General features: G+C 40.3%; 24 protein-coding genes. 9 read left to right on the top strand and 15 right to left on the bottom strand.

The annotated features are described in order from the left end of the window. Positions 1–130 precede the first annotated feature (130 nt). The 5 genes from ligA to B7714_RS05500 all read right to left on the bottom strand — a co-directional run bounded on the left by ligA (position 131) and on the right by B7714_RS05500 (position 7,439). Positions 131–2,089, bottom strand: coding sequence for an NAD-dependent DNA ligase LigA (gene ligA, locus B7714_RS05520; protein ID WP_084859893.1), 1,959 nt, complete (start codon positions 2,087–2,089; stop codon positions 131–133). Between the two features lie 89 nt (positions 2,090–2,178). Beyond that, positions 2,179–3,357, bottom strand: a complete 1,179-nt coding sequence (locus tag B7714_RS05515) for an MFS transporter (protein WP_084859892.1) — start codon at positions 3,355–3,357, stop codon at positions 2,179–2,181. Between the two features lie 80 nt (positions 3,358–3,437). Next, the gene (locus B7714_RS05510) at positions 3,438–4,301 is read right to left on the bottom strand and encodes an Rgg family transcriptional regulator (protein WP_084859891.1); all 864 of its coding nucleotides are present in this window, start codon (positions 4,299–4,301) and stop codon (positions 3,438–3,440) included. A 3-nt stretch (positions 4,302–4,304) separates the two neighbouring features. Next, complete coding sequence (gene abc-f / locus B7714_RS05505) at positions 4,305–6,206, bottom strand: ribosomal protection-like ABC-F family protein (RefSeq protein ID WP_084859890.1); 1,902 nt, start codon at positions 6,204–6,206, stop codon at positions 4,305–4,307. A 78-nt stretch (positions 6,207–6,284) separates the two neighbouring features. Continuing rightward, complete coding sequence (locus B7714_RS05500; RefSeq protein ID WP_084859889.1) at positions 6,285–7,439, bottom strand: DUF4352 domain-containing protein; 1,155 nt, start codon at positions 7,437–7,439, stop codon at positions 6,285–6,287. Between the two features lie 410 nt (positions 7,440–7,849). Here B7714_RS05500 and B7714_RS05495 point away from each other — a divergent pair, with 410 nt between their 5' ends. Continuing rightward, positions 7,850–9,568 (top strand): phospho-sugar mutase, encoded by a 1,719-nt coding sequence (locus tag B7714_RS05495; protein WP_084859888.1) that lies wholly within the window; start codon positions 7,850–7,852, stop codon positions 9,566–9,568. A 111-nt stretch (positions 9,569–9,679) separates the two neighbouring features. After that, entirely contained in the window at positions 9,680–10,027 is a 348-nt protein-coding gene (locus tag B7714_RS05490; protein ID WP_084859887.1) for a DUF6568 family protein, read from the top strand. A 37-nt stretch (positions 10,028–10,064) separates the two neighbouring features. Here B7714_RS05490 and B7714_RS05485 read toward each other — a convergent pair whose 3' ends face one another. From B7714_RS05485 to yjbM, 9 genes are all read right to left on the bottom strand, one after another. Beyond that, a complete protein-coding gene (locus B7714_RS05485) occupies positions 10,065–10,838 on the bottom strand; it encodes a potassium channel family protein (protein ID WP_084859886.1) in 774 nt (257 codons plus the stop codon). Positions 10,839–10,925: 87 nt separating this feature from the next. Continuing rightward, entirely contained in the window at positions 10,926–11,735 is an 810-nt protein-coding gene (locus B7714_RS05480; RefSeq protein WP_084859885.1) for an MBL fold metallo-hydrolase, read from the bottom strand. A 1-nt stretch (position 11,736) separates the two neighbouring features. Continuing rightward, entirely contained in the window at positions 11,737–13,086 is a 1,350-nt protein-coding gene (gene vicK, locus B7714_RS05475; protein ID WP_084859884.1) for a cell wall metabolism sensor histidine kinase VicK, read from the bottom strand. After that, positions 13,079–13,786 (bottom strand): response regulator YycF, encoded by a 708-nt coding sequence (yycF, locus tag B7714_RS05470; protein WP_000722058.1) that lies wholly within the window; start codon positions 13,784–13,786, stop codon positions 13,079–13,081. The genes vicK and yycF overlap by 8 nt, the downstream gene beginning before the upstream one ends. Positions 13,787–13,862: 76 nt before the next feature. Next, positions 13,863–15,023, bottom strand: a complete 1,161-nt coding sequence (mutY, locus tag B7714_RS05465; RefSeq protein WP_084859883.1) for an A/G-specific adenine glycosylase — start codon at positions 15,021–15,023, stop codon at positions 13,863–13,865. A gap of 82 nt (positions 15,024–15,105) precedes the next feature. Beyond that, positions 15,106–16,080: a phosphate acetyltransferase gene (gene pta / locus B7714_RS05460; RefSeq protein ID WP_084859882.1), complete on the bottom strand. Its 975-nt coding sequence runs from the start codon at positions 16,078–16,080 to the stop codon at positions 15,106–15,108. 43 nt (positions 16,081–16,123) lie between these two features. Next, the gene (locus tag B7714_RS05455) at positions 16,124–17,020 is read right to left on the bottom strand and encodes an RluA family pseudouridine synthase (protein ID WP_084859881.1); all 897 of its coding nucleotides are present in this window, start codon (positions 17,018–17,020) and stop codon (positions 16,124–16,126) included. After that, entirely contained in the window at positions 17,017–17,835 is an 819-nt protein-coding gene (locus B7714_RS05450) for an NAD kinase (protein ID WP_000799062.1), read from the bottom strand. Before B7714_RS05450 ends, B7714_RS05455 begins: the two co-directional genes overlap by 4 nt. Continuing rightward, positions 17,819–18,490: a GTP diphosphokinase gene (gene yjbM, locus B7714_RS05445; RefSeq protein WP_000151555.1), complete on the bottom strand. Its 672-nt coding sequence runs from the start codon at positions 18,488–18,490 to the stop codon at positions 17,819–17,821. Before yjbM ends, B7714_RS05450 begins: the two co-directional genes overlap by 17 nt. Positions 18,491–18,618: 128 nt before the next feature. Between yjbM and B7714_RS05440 the strand changes: the two genes are divergently transcribed. The 7 genes from B7714_RS05440 to B7714_RS05410 all read left to right on the top strand — a co-directional run bounded on the left by B7714_RS05440 (position 18,619) and on the right by B7714_RS05410 (position 23,387). Then, positions 18,619–19,188: a CYTH domain-containing protein gene (locus B7714_RS05440; RefSeq protein WP_084859880.1), complete on the top strand. Its 570-nt coding sequence runs from the start codon at positions 18,619–18,621 to the stop codon at positions 19,186–19,188. Between the two features lie 111 nt (positions 19,189–19,299). Next, entirely contained in the window at positions 19,300–20,259 is a 960-nt protein-coding gene (locus tag B7714_RS05435; protein ID WP_001283843.1) for a ribose-phosphate diphosphokinase, read from the top strand. A 9-nt stretch (positions 20,260–20,268) separates the two neighbouring features. Continuing rightward, entirely contained in the window at positions 20,269–21,384 is a 1,116-nt protein-coding gene (locus B7714_RS05430; RefSeq protein ID WP_084859879.1) for a cysteine desulfurase family protein, read from the top strand. Between the two features lie 4 nt (positions 21,385–21,388). Next, entirely contained in the window at positions 21,389–21,736 is a 348-nt protein-coding gene (locus B7714_RS05425; protein ID WP_000863526.1) for a DUF1831 domain-containing protein, read from the top strand. Positions 21,737–21,742: 6 nt separating this feature from the next. After that, the gene (locus tag B7714_RS05420) at positions 21,743–21,958 is read left to right on the top strand and encodes a DUF4649 family protein (RefSeq protein ID WP_000286091.1); all 216 of its coding nucleotides are present in this window, start codon (positions 21,743–21,745) and stop codon (positions 21,956–21,958) included. 82 nt (positions 21,959–22,040) lie between these two features. Next, the gene (locus B7714_RS05415; protein WP_000653412.1) at positions 22,041–22,682 is read left to right on the top strand and encodes a redox-sensing transcriptional repressor Rex; all 642 of its coding nucleotides are present in this window, start codon (positions 22,041–22,043) and stop codon (positions 22,680–22,682) included. 15 nt (positions 22,683–22,697) lie between these two features. Further along, entirely contained in the window at positions 22,698–23,387 is a 690-nt protein-coding gene (locus tag B7714_RS05410) for a gamma-glutamyl-gamma-aminobutyrate hydrolase family protein (protein ID WP_000743311.1), read from the top strand. On the opposite strand, the gene radC is transcribed toward B7714_RS05410, so the two are convergent. Beyond that, entirely contained in the window at positions 23,384–24,064 is a 681-nt protein-coding gene (radC, locus tag B7714_RS05405; RefSeq protein ID WP_084859878.1) for a RadC family protein, read from the bottom strand. The genes B7714_RS05410 and radC overlap by 4 nt on opposite strands. Between the last annotated feature and the right edge of the window lie 28 nt (positions 24,065–24,092).

The raw sequence follows: 24,092 nt of genomic DNA, 5'->3' as shown, positions 1-24,092 counted from the left end.
TTTCAATTTTTAAGTCATGCTGAAGAATTTAACGGGAATTTCAGCACTATAGAGAATAGTTTTAATAGATATAAAAACACATCAGAAGAGATAGTTCCAGACTATCTAACATCTAGTTTTCAACTATTCTTTACAAACTTTCTAGCCAAGCTTCATCTCTAACTTCGATACCAAGTTCTTGCGCTTTTTGGAGCTTGCTTCCTGCATCTGCTCCTGCTACGACAAGATTCGTTTTCTTGGAAACACTGCCTGTGACTTTGGCACCCAGACTTTCGAGTTTATTTTTGGCTTCAGAACGTGTGAGGCGTTCCAATTTCCCCGTGAGTACAACGGTCAAACCTGACAAGGCCGCATCTGCCACTAGTGTCTGTCCTTTGTAGTCCAGATTGACTCCAGCTTCTTTCAACTCGTCTAAGAGAATCTTTGATCCTTCTGTAGCAAAATAAGTCTGAAGGCTTTGAGCAATCACACTACCCAAGCTTTCAATACTTGCTACTTCCTCAGGATCAGCTTGGGCTAGATTTTCAATAGAGTGGAAATGTTGGAGCAAGAGTTGGCTAGCCTTGCTTCCGACATGGCGAATTCCCAGACCAAACAAGAGCTTTTCAGCAGAGTTTTCCTTGGATGCTTGAATGGCCTGATACAGTTTAGAAGCAGACTTTTCCTTGACACCTTCTAAAAGGAGGAAATCTTCTTCTTTCAAACGGTAAATATCTGCCACATCTTTGACTAAATTGGCAGCAAAAAGCTTTTCAACAATAGATGGACCAAGTCCTGTAATATTCATGGCATCTCGAGAGGCAAAGTGAATCAAACTTCCCATGATTTGTGCTGGACAATCAGGGTTAACACAACGGAGGGCCACTTCATCTTCAAAGTGAAGCAGGTGACTGTCACAACTTGGACAATTAGTCGGAATATCTAGTTTTTCTTCAGAAACACGCTTGGACTCTACTACACGCAAAACTGCAGGGATGATATCTCCAGACTTATAAATGATAACCGTATCGTCTTTTCGGATATCCTTTTCAGCAATATAATCTACATTGTGCAGTGTTGCACGGCTAACAGTTGTCCCAGCAAGCTGAACAGGTGTTAGATTGGCAGTCGGGGTCACAACACCCGTACGACCTACTGTCCAGTCAACTGAAAGGAGTTGAGCTTCTTTTTCCTCAGCAGGAAATTTATAAGCGATTGCCCACTTGGGCGCTTTAACAGTAAAGCCGAGTTCTTCTTGACCTGCTAAGTCATTGACCTTGATGACCACTCCATCAATATCGTAAGGCAGTTTATCCCGTTCTTGTCCTACTTCTTGGATAAAATCCCATATCTCATCTATACTTTCAGCCAAGATTCGCTTTGGATTAACTACAAAGCCAAGCTGTCCAAGATGCTCCAAGACCTTTTCTTGGCTATCACGAGTTGAAGGGCTGGCTTCTTGATAGAGGAAAGTCGCAAGATTACGCTTGGCCACTACTGCTGTATCCAGCTGACGTAAGGTGCCTGCTGCCGCGTTACGAGGATTAGCAAATTCAGGCTCTCCATTTTCTTGGCGGGCTTGGTTGACCAGATCAAAGGAAGCGCGTGGCATGTAACACTCTCCACGAACAGTGATATCAAGTTCTTCTGGCAAGGTCAAAGGAATGTCCTTGACACGCTTGAGGTTTTCGGTGATATTTTCACCAACAGAACCATCCCCACGTGTCGCACCGACTACCAAAATTCCCTTTTCATACGTAAGCGAGATAGACAAACCATCGATTTTCAGCTCGCAAATATAGGTCGGGTGGGGTAATTCCTTTCGCACACGCGCATCAAAAGCTTCTAACTCTTCACGTGAAAAAGCATCCTGCAAACTGTATAGAGGATACTGATGACTGTATTTTTCAAAACCATCTAAAACCTTACCACCAACACGATGGGTCGGACTGTCCGCTAAAACTTGATCTGGATAGGCAGCTTCCAATTCGACCAACTCTCGGTAGAGACGATCATACTCGCTATCTGAAACCGAGGGATTGTCACTCGTATAGTACTCGGTCGCATAGCGGTTGAGTAAGGCAACTAACTCATTCATTCTTTCATTCATAATCCCATTTTACCACAAAGCAAGCCCTCCTCACAATAGAGAAGGACTGAAAAATGGTTTGTAGTGTAATATTTTCTTAAAAAGAGAAATTATAACTCTTTTTTAAAACGACTTCGCACATAAACGAGGGATAAACAAGACAGGATGATAACACCGCTTCCAATTATCAGAAAAGAAGAGAGATGGACACTTGGTAGCACCGTCATAAAGCCTTTTGCAATCGGCATAAATAGGATGGCTAAGGTAAAAATGGTGCTTAGCACTCTCCCCAAGTATTCCCCCTCAACCTTGGTTTGCACCTGAGTAAAAAAGTGAATATTAAAAATCGTCATAAACAGTTCACAAACTAAATTTCCAGAAAAGGAAAGAAAAGTTGGCAGTGGTAACCCCATCATAAAAACTCCAACTCCAGTCAAAGCCAATAGAATCAAAAGATTATAGACACTTGCCTTTATTTTACTAGCTAGAAGAGCTCCGATAATCGAACCAATAGCGCCCATAGTCAAAATACTTGCATAAGCTCCTTCTACCCCGTAAAGCCGTTCTGAAAAAGGGAGGAGAAATTCAAAAGCTGCAAAAAAGAAATTAACACTGGAAGCCACTAACAAAAGGAAAAAGATCTCTTGCTGGCGCCAAATATAGCCAAGTCCTTCCTTCATATCAGAAAAAATATTTTTCCAGCTGAAAGTCTTTTTCTCTTGTAACTGATTCTCATTTTTGGGAAGAAAAGCTACTAATGTAAATGCGATGAAAAAACTAATGGCATCTAAAACGAGCGTCATATGGAGACTGGCAAATTGTAAAACGAGGAAAGAAAGTACAGGGGAGCTAACGCCTACAACCTGCAAAACGAGCTCTAAGCGAGCATTATAGGTCACAATCTCGTCTTTCTCTACAACCTCAGTTATAATAGCTTTATTGGCTGTACGAGAGAATGCAAAGGCAACTGCCTGAACAATATTGGCAAAAATCAAGGCAGCAATCATCAAGCTATCATTTCTGATGAAAGAAATAGCTAAACAGAGAATACCACAAACCAGGTCTGTCGTCATCAAAATTTTGCGACGCGAAAAGCGGTCTGAAATCACTCCGCCAAAGGGATTGACCAGAATCGATGTAACCAACTCAGAAATTTGATAAATCCCAAGAACAGTCTGTCCTATCGTTCCCATTGATGCCAACCAAACACTGTTTCCATAATCATAGAGCATATTTCCTATCTTATTAATAGCCCCACGACTAATCAACTGGATTGCATGTCGATTCATATAAAAAGCTCCTCTCAAATTTTGAAACTATTGTATCAAAACTGAAAGGAGTCTCTTTATTTTTCCCTTATTTGGGAAATTTAAGGATTTACAAATTTTTCATAATGTTCCTGATAGTAAGCCACTTGCTCTGGAAGTCCAAGCACATCAAAAATATGCATAGCTTCCTGCATCTGACTACAACCTTCTGCTTTCAAGTCTCTCTGGTATTGGGCAAAACCTTTGAGATAATGGAAGATATTGCGCTCATAAAGCTTGATACTATTTCCAATCAACTTCTCCACATAGCCCTCAAAATATTCCGCATCCGCAAAGGAACGGTTTTCCAAACAATGCTGGTAACAGTTAAGAGATAAAATCAAAACGAGTTTACGATGCCGACCAATTTCCTTGTAGTAGTCTTCCCGCTCCATGACTTCTCTGCCAATCCGAGCTACATAGTCCACATTGTAGAAAGTATAGAGATTCCCGAAAAGAATCAACTCATACATGGTCCATTCTTCTGTTTGAAAAAGATAATCTGCTACTTTTTCCAAATCACTCTGACTCATCGTGTAACGAGCATCTCTTTGACAAATCAGCCCCTGTAACAAAATCCAATTCAGCTCAAAATAGAGGGGATTGGTCGAACTCTTTGCTTTCTCAAGCTGTTCCTTTTGAAGCTTTTGAAAACCTGCAATATCATTTGAATAGTAAAGCGGAATAATCTGTGCCATCAAGGCAACATGTTCATGATTTTGAAAATCCCTAGCCTTGTCCATGAAATTTTCAATAGTAACATGAATATTATCCAAAATCTCAAAGAAACGGGAAACTGCTAAATCAGACTCCCCAAGCTCGAAGCGAGATAATTGAGAGGTTGAACATGATTCACCTGCCGCCTCTTTCAAGGAGTACTTCCCACTTGTTCGAAATTCACGAAATATCTTTCCAAGATGTTCCATTTCTTACACCTGCTCTGATAATTCTTCCCACTTAAGCATGGCTTCTTCCTGACGATGGCTCATTTTGTCCAGTTCAGCCTGCAATTCCATGAGCTTTTCAGCATCATTGGTTTCCAGCATTTGTTCAGAAATGGCTTGACTTTGACTTTCTAACTCTTCGATTTCAGCTTCTAAACTTTCGATTTGTCGCATGAGCTTACGGGCTTCTTTCTGACTTTCTTTCTGGGCCTGATAGTCATTAGCTGGGCTTGTTTCTTTTGCTTGATTACTAGTTGAAGCTTCTTCTGTCTGAGTCATTTCTACTTCTGCTTTCTTTTCAACATAGTAGTCATAATCCCCAATGTAGAGGGTTGAACCACTCTCAGACAATTCCAGTACATGAGTGGCTACACGATTGATAAAGTAACGGTCGTGGCTGACAAAAAGAAGGGTTCCGTCAAAGTCAATCAGGGCATTTTCTAACACTTCCTTGCTATCAATATCCAAGTGGTTGGTTGGCTCGTCAAGGATCAGGAAGTTGTTGTTTTCCATAGACAACTTAGCCAAAAGTAAACGAGCTTTCTCGCCACCTGACAGCATGCCAACTGATTTTTTAACATCATCTCCTGAGAAAAGGAAGGCACCAAGACGGTTGCGGATTTCAACTTCTGGTGTCAGTTTAAAATCATCCCAAAGTTCATCTAGAACAGTATTACTTGGTGTTAGCTTACTTTGAGTCTGATCATAGTATCCAACCTCAACATTGGCACCAAAACGCTTCTCTCCTTTGATAAAGGGAATCTGATCCACAATAGACTTGATAAAGGTTGACTTCCCGATGCCGTTTGGTCCAACGATGGCAACAGCATTCATTTTACGAAGGTCCAGATTGATTGGCTCAGAGAGTATTTCTCCATCATAACCAATGGCTGCATTTTCAACTGTTAGGACAACATTACCAGATGTTTTTTCAGCCTGGAAGGTCATATTAGCTGATTTCTTCCCAGATTCAGGCTTATCCAAGCGCTCCATTTTTTCGAGTTGTTTGCGCCGAGATTGGGCACGTTTGGTTGTCGAAGCTCGTACTAAATTGCGATTGACAAAGTCTTCCAGAGCAGCGATTTCCTTTTGTTGCTTTTCATAGTTTTTTGCCTCAGTAGCTAGCTTTTGCTCCTTTAACTCAACAAAGCGAGAGTAATTACCTACATAACGATCTAAGGAATGCTTGGTCAAATCGAGTGTAACCGTCGCAACCTTATCCAAAAAGTAACGGTCGTGACTGACAATAATGAGTGCACCACTATAATTTACTAGGTAATTTTCCAACCAGGCAATGGTTTCGATATCCAAGTGGTTGGTTGGCTCGTCCAAGACCAAGAGATTGGGCTTTTCAAGGAGCATTTTAGCCAGTGCCAGACGAGTATTTTGACCACCTGAAAGCTCAGCAATTTTCGTCTGCCACATAGATTCATCAAACTTGAAACCATTTAAGATAGCGCGGATATCAGCTTCGTAGGTAAAGCCACCAGCCTGGCGGAAATTCTCTGATAAACGATCATAATCCGCCATCAGTTTATCCAAATCCTCACCAGACTTTTCACCCATCTCCAACTCCATCTGACGCAGTTGTTTCTCCGTACGGCGTAGATCATCAAAGACATGAAGCATTTCATTATAAATGGTATTTTCAGACTCAAAACGACTATCTTGGGCTAGGTAAGACAGAGAAACATCTTTTTTCTTATTGATTTCTCCACTAGTTGGCTCCTCTTCTCCAACCAAAATCTTCAAAAGTGTGGACTTACCAGCACCATTTTTCCCAACAAGAGCAATTCGGTCTCGTTCATCTACCTGCAGGTTGATATTATCAAACAAAAGCTCGCCTGCAAAAGAACGTTCAATTTTATTGGCTTGTAAAATAATCATATCCCTATTTTACTATCTTTTTCTCTTTTGCACAATTGCAACGAAAAAAGTTCGAGTCAAACACTCGAACCTTTCATCTTAGTATCCAATGCCTCCACGGAATGTGCGAGCCATATCTTTCAATTCATAGTTCTTAGACGAGGTATCAATGGTCCATTTTCCATCTTTTTTCGTCATTTTAATTTCATAACCCTCTTTTTTCATGTTATCACTAGTGTCTAGAGGAGTTGAATCAAATTGACTTGGAGCATTTTCTAAAATGTATTTTTCGCCAGCTTTCATAGCTTCTGAGTAGTTGCTATATTTACCTTTGTTTTCTTCGTAGAACTTACGGCTCAATTCATAGACATTCAAGTTATCCAAGTCAATTGTTTCTGGTCTAACATAAACAACAGCATAGTCTGGCAAATATGTCTTCACCTTGTAATCAACTTTTGCTCTCTTAGCGTTTGCTTTGATGTAGGCATCTGCGAATGTTCTAAGTTCTGAATCAGACGGTTTGTAGTTATAGAAGCCTTTTCCGAATGATTCTGTAAATTTCTTGATAAACTCTTCTTTATCAGCTTTCGCATCGTTTGTGAATTCAGCACTATTATCAGAAGATTTTTTATCATCAGCAAGCGCAACAACTTGCGATTTGTTATCAGTAGCACTCAAGTTCGTTCCGCCACCAGAACTTTCCCCATTAAGGTAAACAGCATCGACATATTTTTTCATTACATCTTTTGCTTCATCAATATTGTCTTCATACTGACTTGGGTCCACCTTAATCGCTACATCGTTATTCTTTTTAGAATTTTCTTTGATGTCATCGTAAAAGCTAGGTGCAAAGTGGAGTTCATACTTAGCATTCTTATCGACTTCATACACTACATAACCAGCAACACTCTTTCCTTTAGAAAGACTGTCTCCATATGACATAAATTTAGTTTTACTGTCGCTTTCGTAAATTTGAATTGGTTGTAATTTTTCATCTTTTTCATTATAAAGCGTAATATCTTGGCTAGTAAAACTAAACTGTTTATCACGATTATTCTTGATTTCGACTTGAAGAGCAAGGTACGTTGATGATGAATCCTCATCTTTAGGCAATACATACATGCCGTCTTTTACAGAAACTTCAAAGTTAGAGTTTGAAGCTGTACCATTGTCGCTTGCTTTTTTTTGAGCTCCACAGGCAACCAGTGCTAAAGCTGATAAAAGCAAAGCAGAATGCTTAAGAATTTTTTTCATAATGGATTCTCCTTTAATGATTTACTATATTTTACCATACACACAATAAAATTCAAAACAGAAACCAGAATTTTTCAAAATATCTTAAATTTATAGAGTTTTACATTAAATTTTTCTATCTGTTCATTTGATACATTAAAGGATTCTTTATAAAAAGAACAGAATATAACAATATTGACGATTTACTTTATTCAAAAATTCCACAAAAATACTATAACTTTTAATATTTTAAAAAATTGGATAATTGGTTTTCATCCCTAACTTAGTATAAGTTAGCATGGTACCCACCATTTTCCCGCTAAAGTGCATAAGTAAATTTCCTACATTTTAAGTTATGCTAACGTTTTACTAAAATGTCAAATCGTGATATAATGAAGGCGATTAAAGCAAATAAACAAAGGAGACACTCTATGACTTACCAAGAAAATTATCAAAAATGGGTCGATTTTGCTGACCTTCCAGACTACCTTCGCCAAGACTTAAAAAATATGGACGAAAAGACAAAGGAAGATGCCTTTTATACCAATCTTGAATTTGGTACTGCTGGTATGCGTGGTTTGATCGGTGCTGGTACAAACCGCATCAACATCTACGTTGTTCGTCAAGCAACTGAAGGTTTGGCTCGTTTGATTGAGTCAAAAGGTGGAAATGAAAAAGAACGCGGTGTGGCAATTGCCTACGATAGCCGTCACTTCTCACCAGAATTTGCCTTTGAATCTGCTGCAGTTCTAGCAAAACATGGTATCAAATCTTACGTATTTGAAAGCCTTCGTCCAACTCCAGAACTGTCATTTGCAGTTCGTCACCTCAACTGCTTTGCGGGTATCATGATTACTGCTAGCCACAACCCAGCTCCGTTCAATGGATACAAGGTTTACGGTGAAGACGGCGGTCAAATGCCTCCACACGATGCAGACGCTTTGACAACTTACATCCGTTCGATTGAAAATCCATTTGCTGTTGAAGTTGCTGATGTTGAAGCTGAAAAAGCTTCTGGCTTAATTGAAGTCATTGGCGAAGCTGTCGATGTGGAATACCTTAAAGAAGTCAAAGACGTAAACATCAACCCAGCCTTGATCGAAGAATTTGGTAAAGACATGAAAATTGTCTACACACCACTTCATGGTACGGGTGAAATGTTGGCTCGTCGTGCTCTTGCTCAAGCAGGATTTGACTCTGTTCAGGTTGTTGAAGCACAAGCAACTCCAGACCCTGACTTCTCAACCGTAAAATCTCCAAACCCAGAAAGCCAAGCAGCCTTTGCCCTTGCTGAAGAACTTGGTCGTCAAGTTGGTGCAGACGTTCTTGTGGCAACTGACCCTGACGCTGACCGTGTTGGTGTTGAAGTTCTTCAAAAAGATGGTAGCTACCTTAACCTTTCAGGTAACCAAATCGGTGCTATCATGGCTAAATACATCTTGGAAGCTCACAAAAATGCTGGTACTCTTCCTGAAAATGCAGCTCTCTGCAAGTCTATCGTATCAACTGACTTGGTAACGAAGATTGCTGAAAGCTACGGCGCAACCATGTTCAACGTTTTGACTGGTTTCAAATTTATCGCAGAGAAAATCCAAGAATTCGAAGAAAAACACAATCACACTTACATGATGGGATTTGAAGAAAGCTTCGGTTACTTGATCAAACCATTCGTACGTGATAAAGACGCAATCCAAGCCGTTCTTGTCGTTGCTGAGCTTGCTGCCTACTACCGTTCACGTGGTTTGACACTTGCTGATGGTATCGAAGAAATCTACAAAGAATACGGATACTACGCTGAAAAGACTATCTCTGTTACTCTTTCTGGTGTTGATGGTGCAGAACAAATCAAATCGATTATGGCTAAATTCCGTAACAATGCTCCGAAAGAATGGAACGCAACAACTATCACTGTCGTAGAAGACTTCAAGGCTCAAACTGCTACTGCTGCTGACGGTACTGTTACAAACTTGACAACTCCTCCAAGTGATGTTTTGAAATACACACTTGCTGACGGTTCATGGATTGCAGTTCGCCCTTCAGGTACAGAACCAAAAATCAAGTTCTACATTGCTGTTGTGGGTGAAAGTAATGAAGATTCACAAGCTAAGATTGCCAACATCGAAGCAGAAATCAATGCGTTTGTAAAATAAAAATCTATAAAAGATGAGACCAACCAATCTCATCTTTTTTTCGTATCAAATCTAAGCATTTTTAGAAACTTTATGGCATACTAGACTTATCAATGAAAGCGAGGTAATCTCATGGAACAATTTTTAGAAAACATTAAAGACCTTGAAGTCACTACAGTTGCGCGTGCACAAGAAGCACTCGATAATAAAGAAACAGCAACCTTCTTTATTGGTCGTAAAACTTGCCCTTACTGCCGTAAATTTGCTGGTACATTAGCAGGCGTCGTAGCTGAAACCAAAGCACACATCTACTTCATCAATAGCGAAGAACCTAGCCAACTCAATGCTTTGCAAGATTTCCGTTCACGCTATGGTATCCCAACTGTTCCGGGATTCGTTCATGTTGCTGATGGCCAAATCAATGTCCGTTGCGACTCTTCCATGTCAGCACAAGAAATCAAAGAATTTGCAGGATTGTAAAAAAGCCACTCGTTGAGTGGTTTTTGTATGGTCTAAATTACTTTTTTTCAAGCAAGTCTTGTATCATTCTATGTAGTTCTTCTATCTTCTCAGATTGTTTCTCAAGTAGTATTCTCTGACTGGATAATTCATCTTGTAGTTTATCGAGTTTTATCTGTTCATCTGGATTCTCTTTCACGAAAAAATTCGTCAAGGAACTCGTTAACATTCCTATTGTTCCAATACCAACAAGCATTAGTAAAACAGCTAACCACTTCCCAAAAATCGACGCAGGAACAATATCTCCATAACCAACAGTCGTTACCGTTACAAGCGCCCACCAAAGACTATCCGAAAAAGATTTTTCTTCAACAACTGATAAAATTGAACTCCCTACCAGTACAATAAAAGAATTGAGATAGAAAATATAAAGTAAGCCATTTGTTCGTAAGAGTTTTCCAACCTTTTTTTCCAACTTGCCAGTCAATCCAACGACTCTTAAAAGACGAGTTAGTTTCAGTAATTTTGTCAGCCTTGCTAAGCGGAAGATACGCCCTAAGCGAAATACTGTAAAAATAGCATTCAAAGGAAGGATAGCTAGCAAGTCGAATATATTTTCAAGTATAAATCTCAATTTTTCTTTACTTGAAAAGAACCGCCAACCATAATCCACCACAAAAATAAACCAAAGTAGCAAGTCAATAATACTGTAGGGTGGATTATCCAAATCAATCATCTCAGCAAATCCAAGCAAAACAAGGACAACGGATATCAATGCAAGTATGATAATCGTTGTGTCATAGTAATCCTTTAATAGCCATTTTCTCTTCACACTGCTACTCCTTTAGTTTTTTTAATCATTATACCACACTAAATTCCTTATAAAACACAGAATAAAAGAAGGCACTCGCCTTCTTTTTTATATATCTGTCAATGGTGTTGCAGTATCTGGTGAGGTATCGTAAACTTTAAAGTCTACTCCGACTCCCAGATCCGCTTGGGCTAGCTGGTTGACCATAGTCATATGAGCCAGCTCCTTGATATTGTTCTCTTTGGACAAGTGACCAAGATAGATTTTCTTTGTTCGATTTCCCATTGCACGAATCATGGCCTCAGCACCGTCTTCGTTAGAAAGGTGACCGAGATCCGATAGAATTCGCTGTTTGAGACGCCAAGCGTAAGATCCTGCTCGCAAAATCTCCACATCGTGGTTGGACTCGATGAGGTAGCCGTCCGCATTCTCGACAATTCCTGCCATACGGTCACTAACATAACCTGTATCGGTCAACATGACGAAGCTCTTGTCGTCTTTCATAAAGCGGTAAAACTGTGGTGCTACTGCATCATGGCTGACCCCAAAACTCTCAATGTCGATATCGCCAAAGGTTTTGGTTTTGCCCATTTCAAAGATATGCTTTTGAGAAGAATCAACCTTGCCAAGATACTTGCTATTTTCCATAGCCTGCCAAGTCTTTTCATTTGCGTAAAGATCCATGCCATATTTGCGAGCCAAGACACCGACCCCATGGATATGATCTGAGTGCTCATGCGTAATCAGAATCGCATCCAGATCTTCAGGTTTGCGATTGATTTCAGCTAGCAGGCTAGTAATTTTCTTACCAGATAAGCCTGCATCTACTAGGATTTTCTTTTTTGGGGTTTCCAGATAAAAGGAATTTCCACTGGAGCCTGATGCTAGAATACTGTATTTAAAGCCTTTTTCACCCATTTTAGTCTTCTATTTCGTCCTCCCATATTTCTTCTTTTACGGCATCCTTATCATAAGGGAGCACGATGGTAAAGGTTGAGCCCTTACCGTATTCACTTTTTGCCCATATAAAGCCATTGTGTTGTTTGATGATTTCTTTTGCGATAGCTAGACCTAGACCAGTACCACCTTGAGCCCGGCTTCTTGCACGATCCACACGGTAGAAGCGGTCAAAAATCTTAGGCAAATCTTGCTTTGGAATACCTAAACCTTGGTCTTTGATGGATAAAATCATCTGGTCATCAGTGGTCTTCATGCTAACAGTGATTTTGCCACCATCTGGTGAGTACTTAATGGCATTGTTAAGAATATTATCAATCACCTGGGTCATCTTATCAGTATCAATCTCGATCCAAACTGAATTGATTGGGTAATCTCTGACAAGCTCATATTTTTTCTCGTCATCCTGACTTCTCATCTTATCAAAGCGGTTGAGAATAAAGGTGATGAATGCTGTAAAGTTAATCAACTCCACATCCAACTGAGTAGTCGCATTATCAATACGAGAGAGATGCAAGAGATCCGTCACCATCCGCATCATACGGTTAGTTTCATCAAGCGAAACTTTGATAAAATCAGGGGCTACAGGATCATACAAGGCTCCCTCGTCCAAGGCTTCAAGATAAGATTTAACACTGGTCAAAGGAGTCCGCAACTCATGACTCACGTTCGAAACAAAGAGTCTTCTCTCACGTTCTTCCTTTTCCTGCTCGGTTGTATCATGTAAAACGGCAACCAAACCAGAGATGAATCCTGACTCACGGCGAACCAGAGCAAAACGTACACGAAGGCTCAGGAATTCACCATTCACATCTTGGGAATCAATCGTCAACTCTGGAATCTGTGTAATCAGGTCACGCAGTTCATACTCATCCTCTATCTTAAGCAATTCTAAAATGCTTTTGTTAAGGACATCTTCTTTCTGCACACCTAATTGTTTCTTGGCCATGTCATTAATCATGGTAATCTGGCCACGGCGATTGGTTGCAAGCACTCCATCTGTCATGTAAGAAAGAATACTATGCAGTCTTTTACTCTCTTGTTCCAGATTTTCTTGGGTCAAACGAATAACTTCTGACAAATCATTGAGGTTATTGCTAATATTGGTGATTTCTGTACTTCCTTGCAAGTCCAAAACTTGAGAATAATCACCTGCAATCAAGTCCTTAACCTTTTGATTTATCTCTTTGAGACGGATATTATCTCGACGGTTTTCCAGTAAGAGCAAGGTTACCACCAAGATAAAGCCAAGTAAAATCAAGATAAAGATAAAATCACTGGTCAGAATAGTTTGTCTAATATCTTCAATCATTATTTCTCATATAGTAGCCAACACCACGACGGGTGAGGATATACTCTGGACGGCTTGGAGTATCTTCAATTTTTTCACGCAAACGTCTGATGGTCACGTCCACTGTACGAACATCACCAAAATAATCATAACCCCAAACAGTCTCAAGCAAGTGTTCACGCGTAATCACTTGTCCAATATGGGAAGCCAAGTGATATAAGAGCTCAAACTCACGGTGGGTCAAATCTAATTCCTCACCGTATTTTTTGGCCACATAAGCGTCTGGAACAATTTCCAAATCGCCAATTTGTAAAGGCTGCGTCTTCTTCTCATCAGACTCTTGGCTATCAACTGAAACCAGGTCGGTACGGCGAAGTAAAGCCTTGACACGCGCCTGTAACTCACGATTTGAGAAGGGTTTTGTGACATAATCATCTGCACCCAGTTCCAAACCGATAACCTTGTCAAACTCGCTATCCTTAGCTGAGAGCATAATGATAGGAACACTACTGGTCTTGCGAATGGCTTTGGCTACTTCTAAACCATCGATTTCAGGTAGCATCAAATCTAGGATAATAATGTCGGGTTGCTCAGCTTCAAATAGCTCGATCGCCTCACGACCGTTGAAGGCTGTAACGACTTCATAACCTTCCTTGGCCATATTAAACTTAATAATATCTGAGATTGGTTTCTCATCATCTACAATTAATATTTTTTTCATTTTATCACCTTTTTCTCTATCTATTATAACAAAAAAATGCAAAGTAGGCACAAATGGCTACTGTAAGCCTTCATCTTCAAGAGTTGTTTTTATAAGCCTGCCAAATTTTTTGTTGAGGTTTCGCAAGTGGATAGTCAGCAAACTCTTGAGGGGATAGCCAGCGAATTTCTCTGTCGGAGAACTGTTTTGATCCTGTCACCTGACCTGATAGGATTTGAATATGCCATTTACGATGACTAAAGACATGCTTGATTTGATCAAAAACTTGATGGGACCAATCAACCTCCAAATCATAATCCTGCTCAAAACTTTCTTGGGGGCTTGGTCCAAATGCTCTGTTTTCCTCCTTGACTTGTGAAAAGAGATCTAGTTGATTATCATCGCTAGAGAAATCGTCAACTTCAATCAGTGGGAAGTGCCAAAAACCGGCTAACAGTTTCTCACTTTCATTTTTCTCAAGTAGATATTGACCATGGTCATTGCGTACAACCAAAGCCTTGAGATAAATTGGAAGAGGCTTTTTCTTGGGTTCTTTGATCGGATATCGATCCATAGTTCCATTCTGATAGGCTGCGCTAAATTCCTTAACAGGACTTTCTTCTGGTCGAGGGTTAACCGGAGACTCTATATCAGAGCCCAAATCCATCAGAGCTTGGTTAAAGTCACCTGGTCGTTTCGGGTCAATCAAGATTTCCATAATAGCTTGGAAAATCTTGCGATTGCTGGGAACTCCGATATCATAATTTACCTCAAACAAGCGCGCTAAAACTCGCATGACATTGCCATCAACTGCTGGCTCGGGTAAATTAAAAGCGATACTGGAAATTGCACCAGCAGTATAGGGGCCAATCCCTTTCAAACTAGAAATTCCTTCATAGGTGTTTGGAAATTGACCACTAAAGTCAGCCATAATCTGCTGGGATGCAGTCTGCATATTGCGTACTCGGGAATAATAGCCCAAACCTTCCCATGCTTTCAGTAAACGCTCCTCAGGCGCATTTGCCAAACTTTCAACAGTTGGAAACCAGTCTAAGAATCGCTCATAGTAGGGAATAACCGTATCTACCCTAGTCTGCTGAAGCATGATTTCAGAAACCCAGATGTGATAAGGATTTTTACTTCTTCGCCAAGGTAAATCTCGCTTGTTTTCATCATACCAGTTGAGGAGTTTCTCACGAAAAGAAATAATCTTCTCCTCCGGCCACATAACGATACCGTATTCTTTCAAATCTAACATATATCTAGTATAACATAGAAGCTTCTAACTGTCTTTTTCTCAGTACTAAAAAGCCTCTTCCCATGGGAAAGAGGACTAAACCTTATTGATGAACTGCCTGAGCTGCTGTGATAAGGGTCAACTTGTACACATCGTCTGCATTACATCCACGAGAAAGGTCGTTAACCGGTTTGTTCAAACCTTGCAAAACAGGTCCGACAGCCGCAAAACCACCGAGACGTTCTGCCATCTTATACCCAATATTTCCGGCTTCGATACCTGGGAAGATAAAGACATTTGCTTGACCAGCTACATTACTTCCTGGAGCTTTAAGAGCTGCAGTTTCGGGAACAAAGGCGGCGTCAAATTGCAACTCACCATCAATCTCAAGGTCAGGACGCAAGTCGTGAGCAATTTTAGTTGCTTCTACGACCTTATCGACACTTTCACCAAAGCCTGAACCTTTAGTAGAATAGCTTAGCATAGCAATTTTAGGTTCAATACCAAACATCTTAGCTGTAATTGCTGAGTTGATGGCAATTTCAGCCAAGGCTTCTGCATCTGGATTGATATTAATGGCACAGTCTCCAAATAGGTAACGTTCTGTACCACGTACCATAAGGAAGGCACCTGAAGTACGAGTTACGTTTGGACGAGTTTTGATGATTTGTAGGGCTGGGCGAACTGTTGAGGCAGTTGAGTGGATCGCACCAGATACCATACCGTCAACCAAGCCCAAGTAGACTAGCATCACACCAAAGTAGTTGACATCTTCAACCAAAACTTTGCGCGCTTCTTCTTCAGTCATTTTGCCCTTACGACGCTCTACTAAGGCAGCAACCATTTCTTCAAATTGAGGATAGTGTTGGGGATCAATCACTTCATAACCATCCATGATCCCCTCGATTTCGAGATAAATTTTAATTTTTTCAGGGTTTCCAAGCAAAACAGGAATCACTTCTGTTTCTTTTACCAAGCGTTTTGTCGCTTGAAGAATACGTGGCTCTTCCCCTTCAGGGAGAACGATACGAGCATTTTTGCCAACCAGGTTGGCTTTGAGACTTTCAAAAACTTCCATGAGTTTTCTCCTTTAAGAAAATAAATTATACTCCAAATAGATTTTAAAGAGTATTAGTTGATAACTGAGTAATAAGATTGCTGAAATCATCCGGTAATGGGCTTTCTAGCTGCAAATCTTGCTCTAGAAAGGGATGATAAAAAGATAAATAATGACAATGCAAGGCCTGGCGCTGAATACCGTCGTCTAGGCTGCCTCCATAGAGATCGTCTCCCAACAAAGGAAAACCGATATGAGAAAAATGCACTCGTATCTGATGAGTTCGCCCAGTATGAAGACGAATATCGACTAGGTGAATATCTCCATAAGACGCTACAACTTTATATGATGTATGGGCGTATTTCCCACCCTTGGCAACTCGTCTTGTGATAATGGAATCTTCATCACGTGCAATCGGGGCAATAATCTCCCCTTCAGGCTCCAAGACACCAGCTCCTTTAACCAAAGCAAAGTATCGTTTTTCGATAGACTTTCGTTGCAGTTGCTTGTCTAAACGTGCATGAGCGTAGCCGTGCTTGGCAAAAAGCATCAAACCAGATGTATCTCTATCAAGCCTAGTCACGATGTGAACTTGCTGGTTTTCATAGTTTTGCTTGACATAGTAGCCCTTGATAAAATTGGCAATGGTATTGGAGTGATTGACACTGGGGATGGAAGCTACTCCATCAGGCTTATTCAAAACCAGAAAATGGTCATCCTCATATAAAATATCGAGTGGTCGATCAATAGCTTCAAGGCTCTCAAACCCTTCCTCTGCAGGAATGTCAATAGTTACTCTATCTCCAATATCTAAGAGATAAGTCGCATTTTGAGCTTGGCCATTGACCAGAATAGCCCCGCCTCGAAACTTAATCTTGGCCAAAAGTCCCTTGGAAACCTCGTGTTTCTTGAGGAAGGTTTTGACTTTGACGTGCTCATCTGCGATAAATTCGAACCTCATTCATCCACCTCGCCGATGAAGGCATCTTTGACACGATTCCAGAAACTAGTGTGACTTGGAGTCGCTACGAAGTGAATCTTGTGATGGTCGATTTGATACTCAATCCGTTCGATATTACGGAAGGAATAGACGCTGTTATCGACTGATATCGTATGGTAATCATTGCGTGTCGGCAAAAGTTCAATCTTATCTTTTTTGGGAATAATGATTGATGATCCCAAAGTGCGATAGACTCGGTTGTTAAGACTTGCTATTTCCGCCAACTGCAAGGCTTCAATGGTCGGATGCAAGACAGCTCCACCCAAGGACTTGTTGTAGGCAGTACTTCCCGTTGGCGTTGAAACAGTCACTCCATCTCCACGAAATCGCTCGAACGGAACGTGGTTAATGATGATATCCGCAACCATGGTGCGATCTGATCGACGGATGCTCGCTTCATTTAAGGCTCGGAAGATTTTCACTTCTCCATTTTCAAGCGTTACCTTAACATTCAAGACTGGATAAGAAACTTTGGCACCAGTATCGAGTAGGAGATTGGTCACCAATTGATCCAGCTCAAAATCACGATAATCTGTGTAAAATCCCAAATGCCCTGTATGAACACCTACAAATCGAACCTTGTCTAACTGATTCTCATACTTGTGAAAGGCAGACAAAAGCATCCCGTCGCCACCAATAGAAATAACGATGTCGGGATTGGTATCGTTCAGTATAAAATGTTGTTTCTTGAGTTTTTCCCTCAGTTCATGCAAGACCTTCTGACTTTGTGGCTTTCTATTTGCTATGAGGTCAACTCGTTTACCTGTATTCTTCATCTGTATCGTCACTATTTCCTACACCATCGTTTAATTTTCTGCTCAATGGATCAAAGAGAGCCTGCGCTTCCTGGATATCATCACGAATCTTACCCATTTCTTCATCCAGTTGATAGGCTATTTTGGCCGTGATTTCCAGTCTTTTCCTGATTTCTTCTGGAAAATCGCCCTGATATTTATAATTGAGCGAGTGTTCAATCGTAGCCCAGAAATTCATGGCTAACGTCCGTATTTGAATTTCCGCCAAAATCGTCTTAGCCCCGTTGATCGTATCAACCGTGTACTCAACAACCACGTGATAAGAACGATAGCCCGAAGCCTTACGATGAGTGATATAGTCTCGTTCCTGAACGACTCTCATATCTTGGCGTTTACGTAGAATCTCAACTACCTCTTTAACGTCATCAACAAACTGAACCATGACACGTAAACCAGCAATATCTTGCAGATCATGTTCTAGACTTGCATAAGTAATTCCTCGACGAGCCATTTTTTCTTTAATACTTTCAATCGGTTTTACCCGACCCGTTACAAACTCAATCGGAGAATGCTTGTTTTGCTTACGATACTGTTTGCGAATTCCTCGAAGTTTTATCTTCAATTCACCAACAGCCTGAATGTAAGGATCTAAAAATTCTTCCCATTCTATGGTCATACTTTCTCCCTTGTAATGTTTGATTGCTCTGTCGAAAATCTTTGATTTTTTCAGTACATTCGTATACAATAAATACATTGTCCATTATACCATAAATCGCTTTCAAAGATATAGAAAAGGTTGAAAAAATGAAACATTTAGAAATAGAATTGAAAACACTTCTGAAAAAAGAGGAATATGATCATCTAAAAAAACAGTTTTCTCATATCCAACCCGTCCTTCAGAAAAACTACTACATTGACACACCAGATTTCCAATTGCGTGAAAAGAAGGTTGCCATGCGCATTCGCACTTTTGCAGATTGGGCGGAATTGACCTTGAAAGTGCCTCAAACTGTAGGAAATATGGAATACAACCAGAAACTAACTCTTCCAGAAGCTGAATCATACCTAGAAAAACAAAAACTGCCTCAAGGGCTCGTTCTAGAGAAGCTCGCTAAGATTGACATCGAAAGCCATGACTGGCTTGTTCTAGGCTGCCTTTCAACTCTGCGTTATGAAACGAAAACAGAAATTGGCTTAATGGCCTTAGATGAAAGTCACTACTTTGACCAGACGGACTATGAACTCGAGCTTGAAGTCACTGACCATGAAAAAGGGAAAGCCGATTTTCAGAAATTTTTAGATGAAAATCAGATAACTTATCAGAAAGCTCCATCAAAATTAATTCGTTTTATTAAAAGCATGAAAAAAAGCTGAAATAATCTCCTTTTTTTGGTAAAATAGAAAAGATAAAAATAAAAGAATCTGGCTTTGAAAAACAAAACTTTCTCAAAGAAGATTCACAAAGTTTACAGAGGACGGTCTATAATGTCAGATAGAAACAACATGAAACTTTTCACCCTAAACTCTAACCATGAAATCGCTCAAAAGATTGCGGATACAGTTGGTGTACCTCTCGGGAAATTATCCTCTCGACAATTTTCTGACGGCGAAATCCAGGTCAACATTGAAGAAAGTGTTCGTGGTTACGATGTCTACATCATCCAGTCAACCAGCTACCCTGTTAGCAACCACTTGATGGAGTTGTTGATCATGGTTGATGCTTGTGTACGTGCAAGTGCTCATAGTATCAACGTTGTCCTTCCTTACTTTGGTTATGCGCGTCAGGATCGTATCGCTTCTTCTCGCGAACCCCTCACTGCAAAACTGGTTGCCAATATGCTTGTCAAAGCTGGTGTAAGCCGTGTTCTAACGCTTGATCTCCACGCTGTTCAGGTCCAAGGTTTCTTTGATATTCCTGTAGACAATCTTTATACTGTTCCTCTATTTGCTAAACACTACTGTGATAAAGGACTTCTTGGTTCTGATGTTGTTGTTGTTAGTCCAAAGAACTCTGGTGTTAAACGTGCACGTAGTTTGGCTGAGTATCTTGACGCTCCTATCGCTATCATTGACTACGCGCAAGACGATTCTGATCGTAACGAAGGCTATATCATTGGGGATGTTGAAGGCAAAAAGGCTATCTTGATTGACGATATCCTAAATACTGGTCGTACTTTCTCTGAAGCAGCCAAAATCGTTGAACGTGAAGGCGCAACTGAGATTTATGCAGTATCTAGTCACGGTTTATTTGTTGAAGGGGCAGCAGACCTTCTTGACGCTACAAACATCAAAGAAATCCTTGTGACAGACTCAGTAGCAACCAAAGAAAGAACTCCAGAAAATGTATGTTACATTACTGCTAGCGAATTAATCGGAGATGCTATCGTCCGCATCCATGAAAGAAAACCAGTCAGCCCACTCTTTGCTTACAACAAAAAGAAATAAGGTGATTCTTTGATTTATTTGGACAATGCTGCAACGACTCCTATGTCAGCAATAGCTATTGCAGAAATGACCAAGGTCATGCAAGAAACTCATGGTAATCCTTCTAGTATTCATAGTCATGGTCGGCAGGCTGGCAAACTCTTGCGAGAAGCTCGTCAGGACTTAGCCCACTTACTAGGAACCAAACCTCAACATATCTTTTTTACATCTGGCGGTACAGAAAGTAACAATACAGCCATCATTGGCTATTGTCTCCGTCATCAAGAACGTGGAAAACATATCATTACTACAGCTATTGAACACCATTCTGTGCTTGAGACTATCGATTATCTGGTTCAACATTTTGGTTTTGAAGCAACTATCATCCAACCAGTAAATCAAGAAATAACGGCCCAGCAAATTCAAGAAGCCTTACGTGACGATACCATTCTCGTTTCCACCATGTATGCTAATAATGAAACAGGTAACCTCTTACCTATCGCTGAGATTGGACTTATTTTAAAAGATCATCCTGCTGCTTATCATGTAGATGCTGTTCAAGCTATCGGAAAAATTCCTATCCATCCCGAGGAATTAGGAATTGATTTCCTCAGCGCTTCTGCCCACAAATTCCATGGACCAAAAGGTGTCGGCTTTCTTTACGCATTGACTGGAGACTTTGATTCCTACCTTCACGGTGGGGACCAAGAACAAAAAAAACGGGCTGGAACAGAAAATCTCGCTGCCATTGTAGGCATGGTCGCTGCTCTCAAAGAGGATTTAAATGACCAAGTTGAGCATTACCAAAAACTAAGCGCACTTAAATCTACTTTTTTAGAAGAAATTGCAGGTCTCGACTACTATCTCAATGAAAGCAATCACCAACTACCTTATGTTGTCAACATTGGCTTTCCTGGTCAAAAAAATGATTTGCTCTTGCTACGGTTAGATCTTGAAGGAATTTCAATTTCTACCGGTTCAGCTTGTACTGCTGGTATTGTGCAAACCAGTCATGTGCTTGAAGCATTTTATGGGTCTGATTCGCATCGTTTGAAAGAATCTGTCCGTATCAGTCTCTCTCCTCTTAACACTGAGGAAGAACTGAAACAACTCGCACAAACCTTAAAAAATATTATTGGAGATTAATCTAATGGCATTCGAAAAAACCATTAAACTACAAAACTGTCGCTACGACTACACACTTAGCCCAACTGTCAAAAAGTTCACACTGAAAGATAATACTTTCTTTGAAACAAAAGTTGGAAACTACGAACTGACTCGTCTACTTGAAAAAGTACCTAACAGTGGTGAAGGTTTCAAACTAAAAATCATCATCAATAAAGACCTTACAGGTGCTAAACTCAACATCACTGACAAGTCTGGCCTTCGTTTGGTCAATATCTTTAAATCAGAAGACCACCACATTCATCAGGAAAAATTCTACTTCCTCATGGACAGTTTAGTAGAACGCGGTATCTTCACTAAAGAAGAAAGATAATTGACTATGTATCGACTTACCTATCAAGATAACTATCACGTAGAACGTATACTTGAATATAAGGATTACGAAGAGCTCATGTTATCTCTATCAGGCTGTGTGACCCTACCTGATACTCTCCTAATCAGCTCCTTAACACTGAATGATAAGGTGATTTATCAAGGATTGGTTGGCGACCTTTACCGTTTTCTATCACAAGCTCATTTTTCAGATAAAAACTAAGAAATTTCTTAGTTTTTTCTTGTTTTTGTTGATTTTTTCACAATGTTTCTATAAAATAGAAGAATAGAAAGGTTGTGATTTTGTGAAAGATAAACAGTCTGCTATTCCAAAAGCAACAGCAAAAAGACTCTCTCTTTACTATCGAATTTTTAAGAGATTTCATGCAGAAAAAATCGAACGTGCCAACTCCAAGCAAATTGCAGAGGCTATCGGTATCGATTCTGCGACCGTTCGTCGGGATTTTTCCTATTTTGGTGAACTAGGTCGTCGTGGTTTTGGTTACGATGTCAAAAAATTGATGAATTTTTTTGCTGATCTCCTAAATGATAACTCAATTACAAATGTTATGTTGGTTGGAATTGGAAATATGGGACATGCCCTTCTCCACTACCGCTTCCACGAGCGTAACAAGATGAAAATTATCATGGGCTTTGACCTAGATGACCATCCAGAAGTTGGAAGCCAGACACCTGATGGGATTCCAATCTATGGTATCTCACAGATTAAAGAAAAAATCAAAGAAGCAGATGTCAAAACTGCTATCCTAACAGTTCCAAGTGTTCAATCACAAGAAGTTGCCAATCTTTTGGTTGATGCAGGTATAAAAGGTATTCTCAGCTTTTCCCCTGTTCACCTTCACCTCCCAAAAGATGTGGTCGTTCAGTATGTCGATTTGACAAGCGAACTCCAAACTCTCCTCTATTTTATGCGTAAAGAGGATTAGAAAGCGAAAGCATTTATGAAAAAACCAGTTATTGGGATTACAGGAAATGAAAAAGCTCACCCAGATGATGACATCATGATGAGCTATGCAGCAAAGGGCTTTGTTGAAGGAGTCAAGGACGCTGGCGGAATTCCAATCATCCTACCGATTGGTGATCAAGAAATGGCTGCCTATTACATCAGTATCATTGATAAGCTCATCCTAACGGGTGGGCAAAATGTTGATCCAAAATACTATGGTGAACCAAAGGCTATTGATAGTGATGACTACCACCTTCAAAGAGATATTTTTGAACTAGCACTTATCAAAGAAGCGATTAAGCAAAAGAAACCAATTTTCTCTGTTTGTCGGGGTACTCAACTTTTCAATGTCGCTATGGGGGGCACGCTTCACCAAGATATCGAGGATCATTGGCAGGACTGTTCAGCCGAATACACAACACAACGCCTCGTAACGGAACCTGATACCATTCTCCGAGAGATCTATGGAGAAATCTCTCATATCAACTCCTTCCACCACCAGAGCATTAAAGATCTAGCTTCAAATCTTAAGGTTGTAGCACATGATCCTAAAGATGGAATCATTGAGGCTGTGACAACTACGGACGGTTTCCCTTATCTTGGTGTTCAATGGCATCCTGAATTTCTCTTTGAAAACCGCCCCAAGGATAAAACACTATTTGACTACGTTGTTAACGAACTTTAAATCAAATCCGTCTTTTCACGGTAACTAAAGTAATCAGAATGCGAGACAATCAGATGATCCAGAAATACCAGTCCCATTAGCTCGCAGGCTTCCTTGACTAACTTGGTTACATGGTCATCATTTCGGCTAGGTGCTACTGCACCTGAAGGATGATTGTGGACTAAAATAACAGAAGTCGCCATATGCTTGATGGCATAGTGAAGGATTTCCCTCGGTTCAGCAATGCTTCTTGTAGCAGATCCGATAAAAATGGTCTGCTGATGGATGATTTGATTTTGAGTATTGAGATAGAGCGCCACTAGGTGCTCTTGTTTTTTATCACCAAGTTCCTGTTGCATTTTCTTGGCTAGCTTTTGACTACTGAGAATACTTTCCATCTCAAGGGTTTCATGCTTGTGAATGCGATTCCCCAGTTCAATCACTGCTTGTAGTTCAATAGCTTTAATGCGTCCAATACCAGACAGACTCTTCAATTCCTGCAGGGTCATTTTTTTCAAATCAGTTAGACTGCTCAAACTGTTCAAGATTTTCTGGGAAATTTCAAAAACATTAGCTTGACGTGTTCCGGTTCTGAGTAGTATAGCTAGCAATTCTTGATTGCTCAGTGCCTCTACTCCTTCTTTAACCAGTCTTTCTCTAGGCAAGAGTGAATCTTCTTGGAATGAAATGCTGTACATAAAAATCCTCCTCACTTTATTATTCGTG

Source organism: Streptococcus oralis subsp. oralis, from assembly GCF_002096595.1.
GTDB lineage: Bacteria > Bacillota > Bacilli > Lactobacillales > Streptococcaceae > Streptococcus > Streptococcus oralis_D.
The sequence above is the reverse complement of the archived record's forward strand: the minus strand, read 5'-3'. Positions and strand labels throughout refer to the sequence as shown.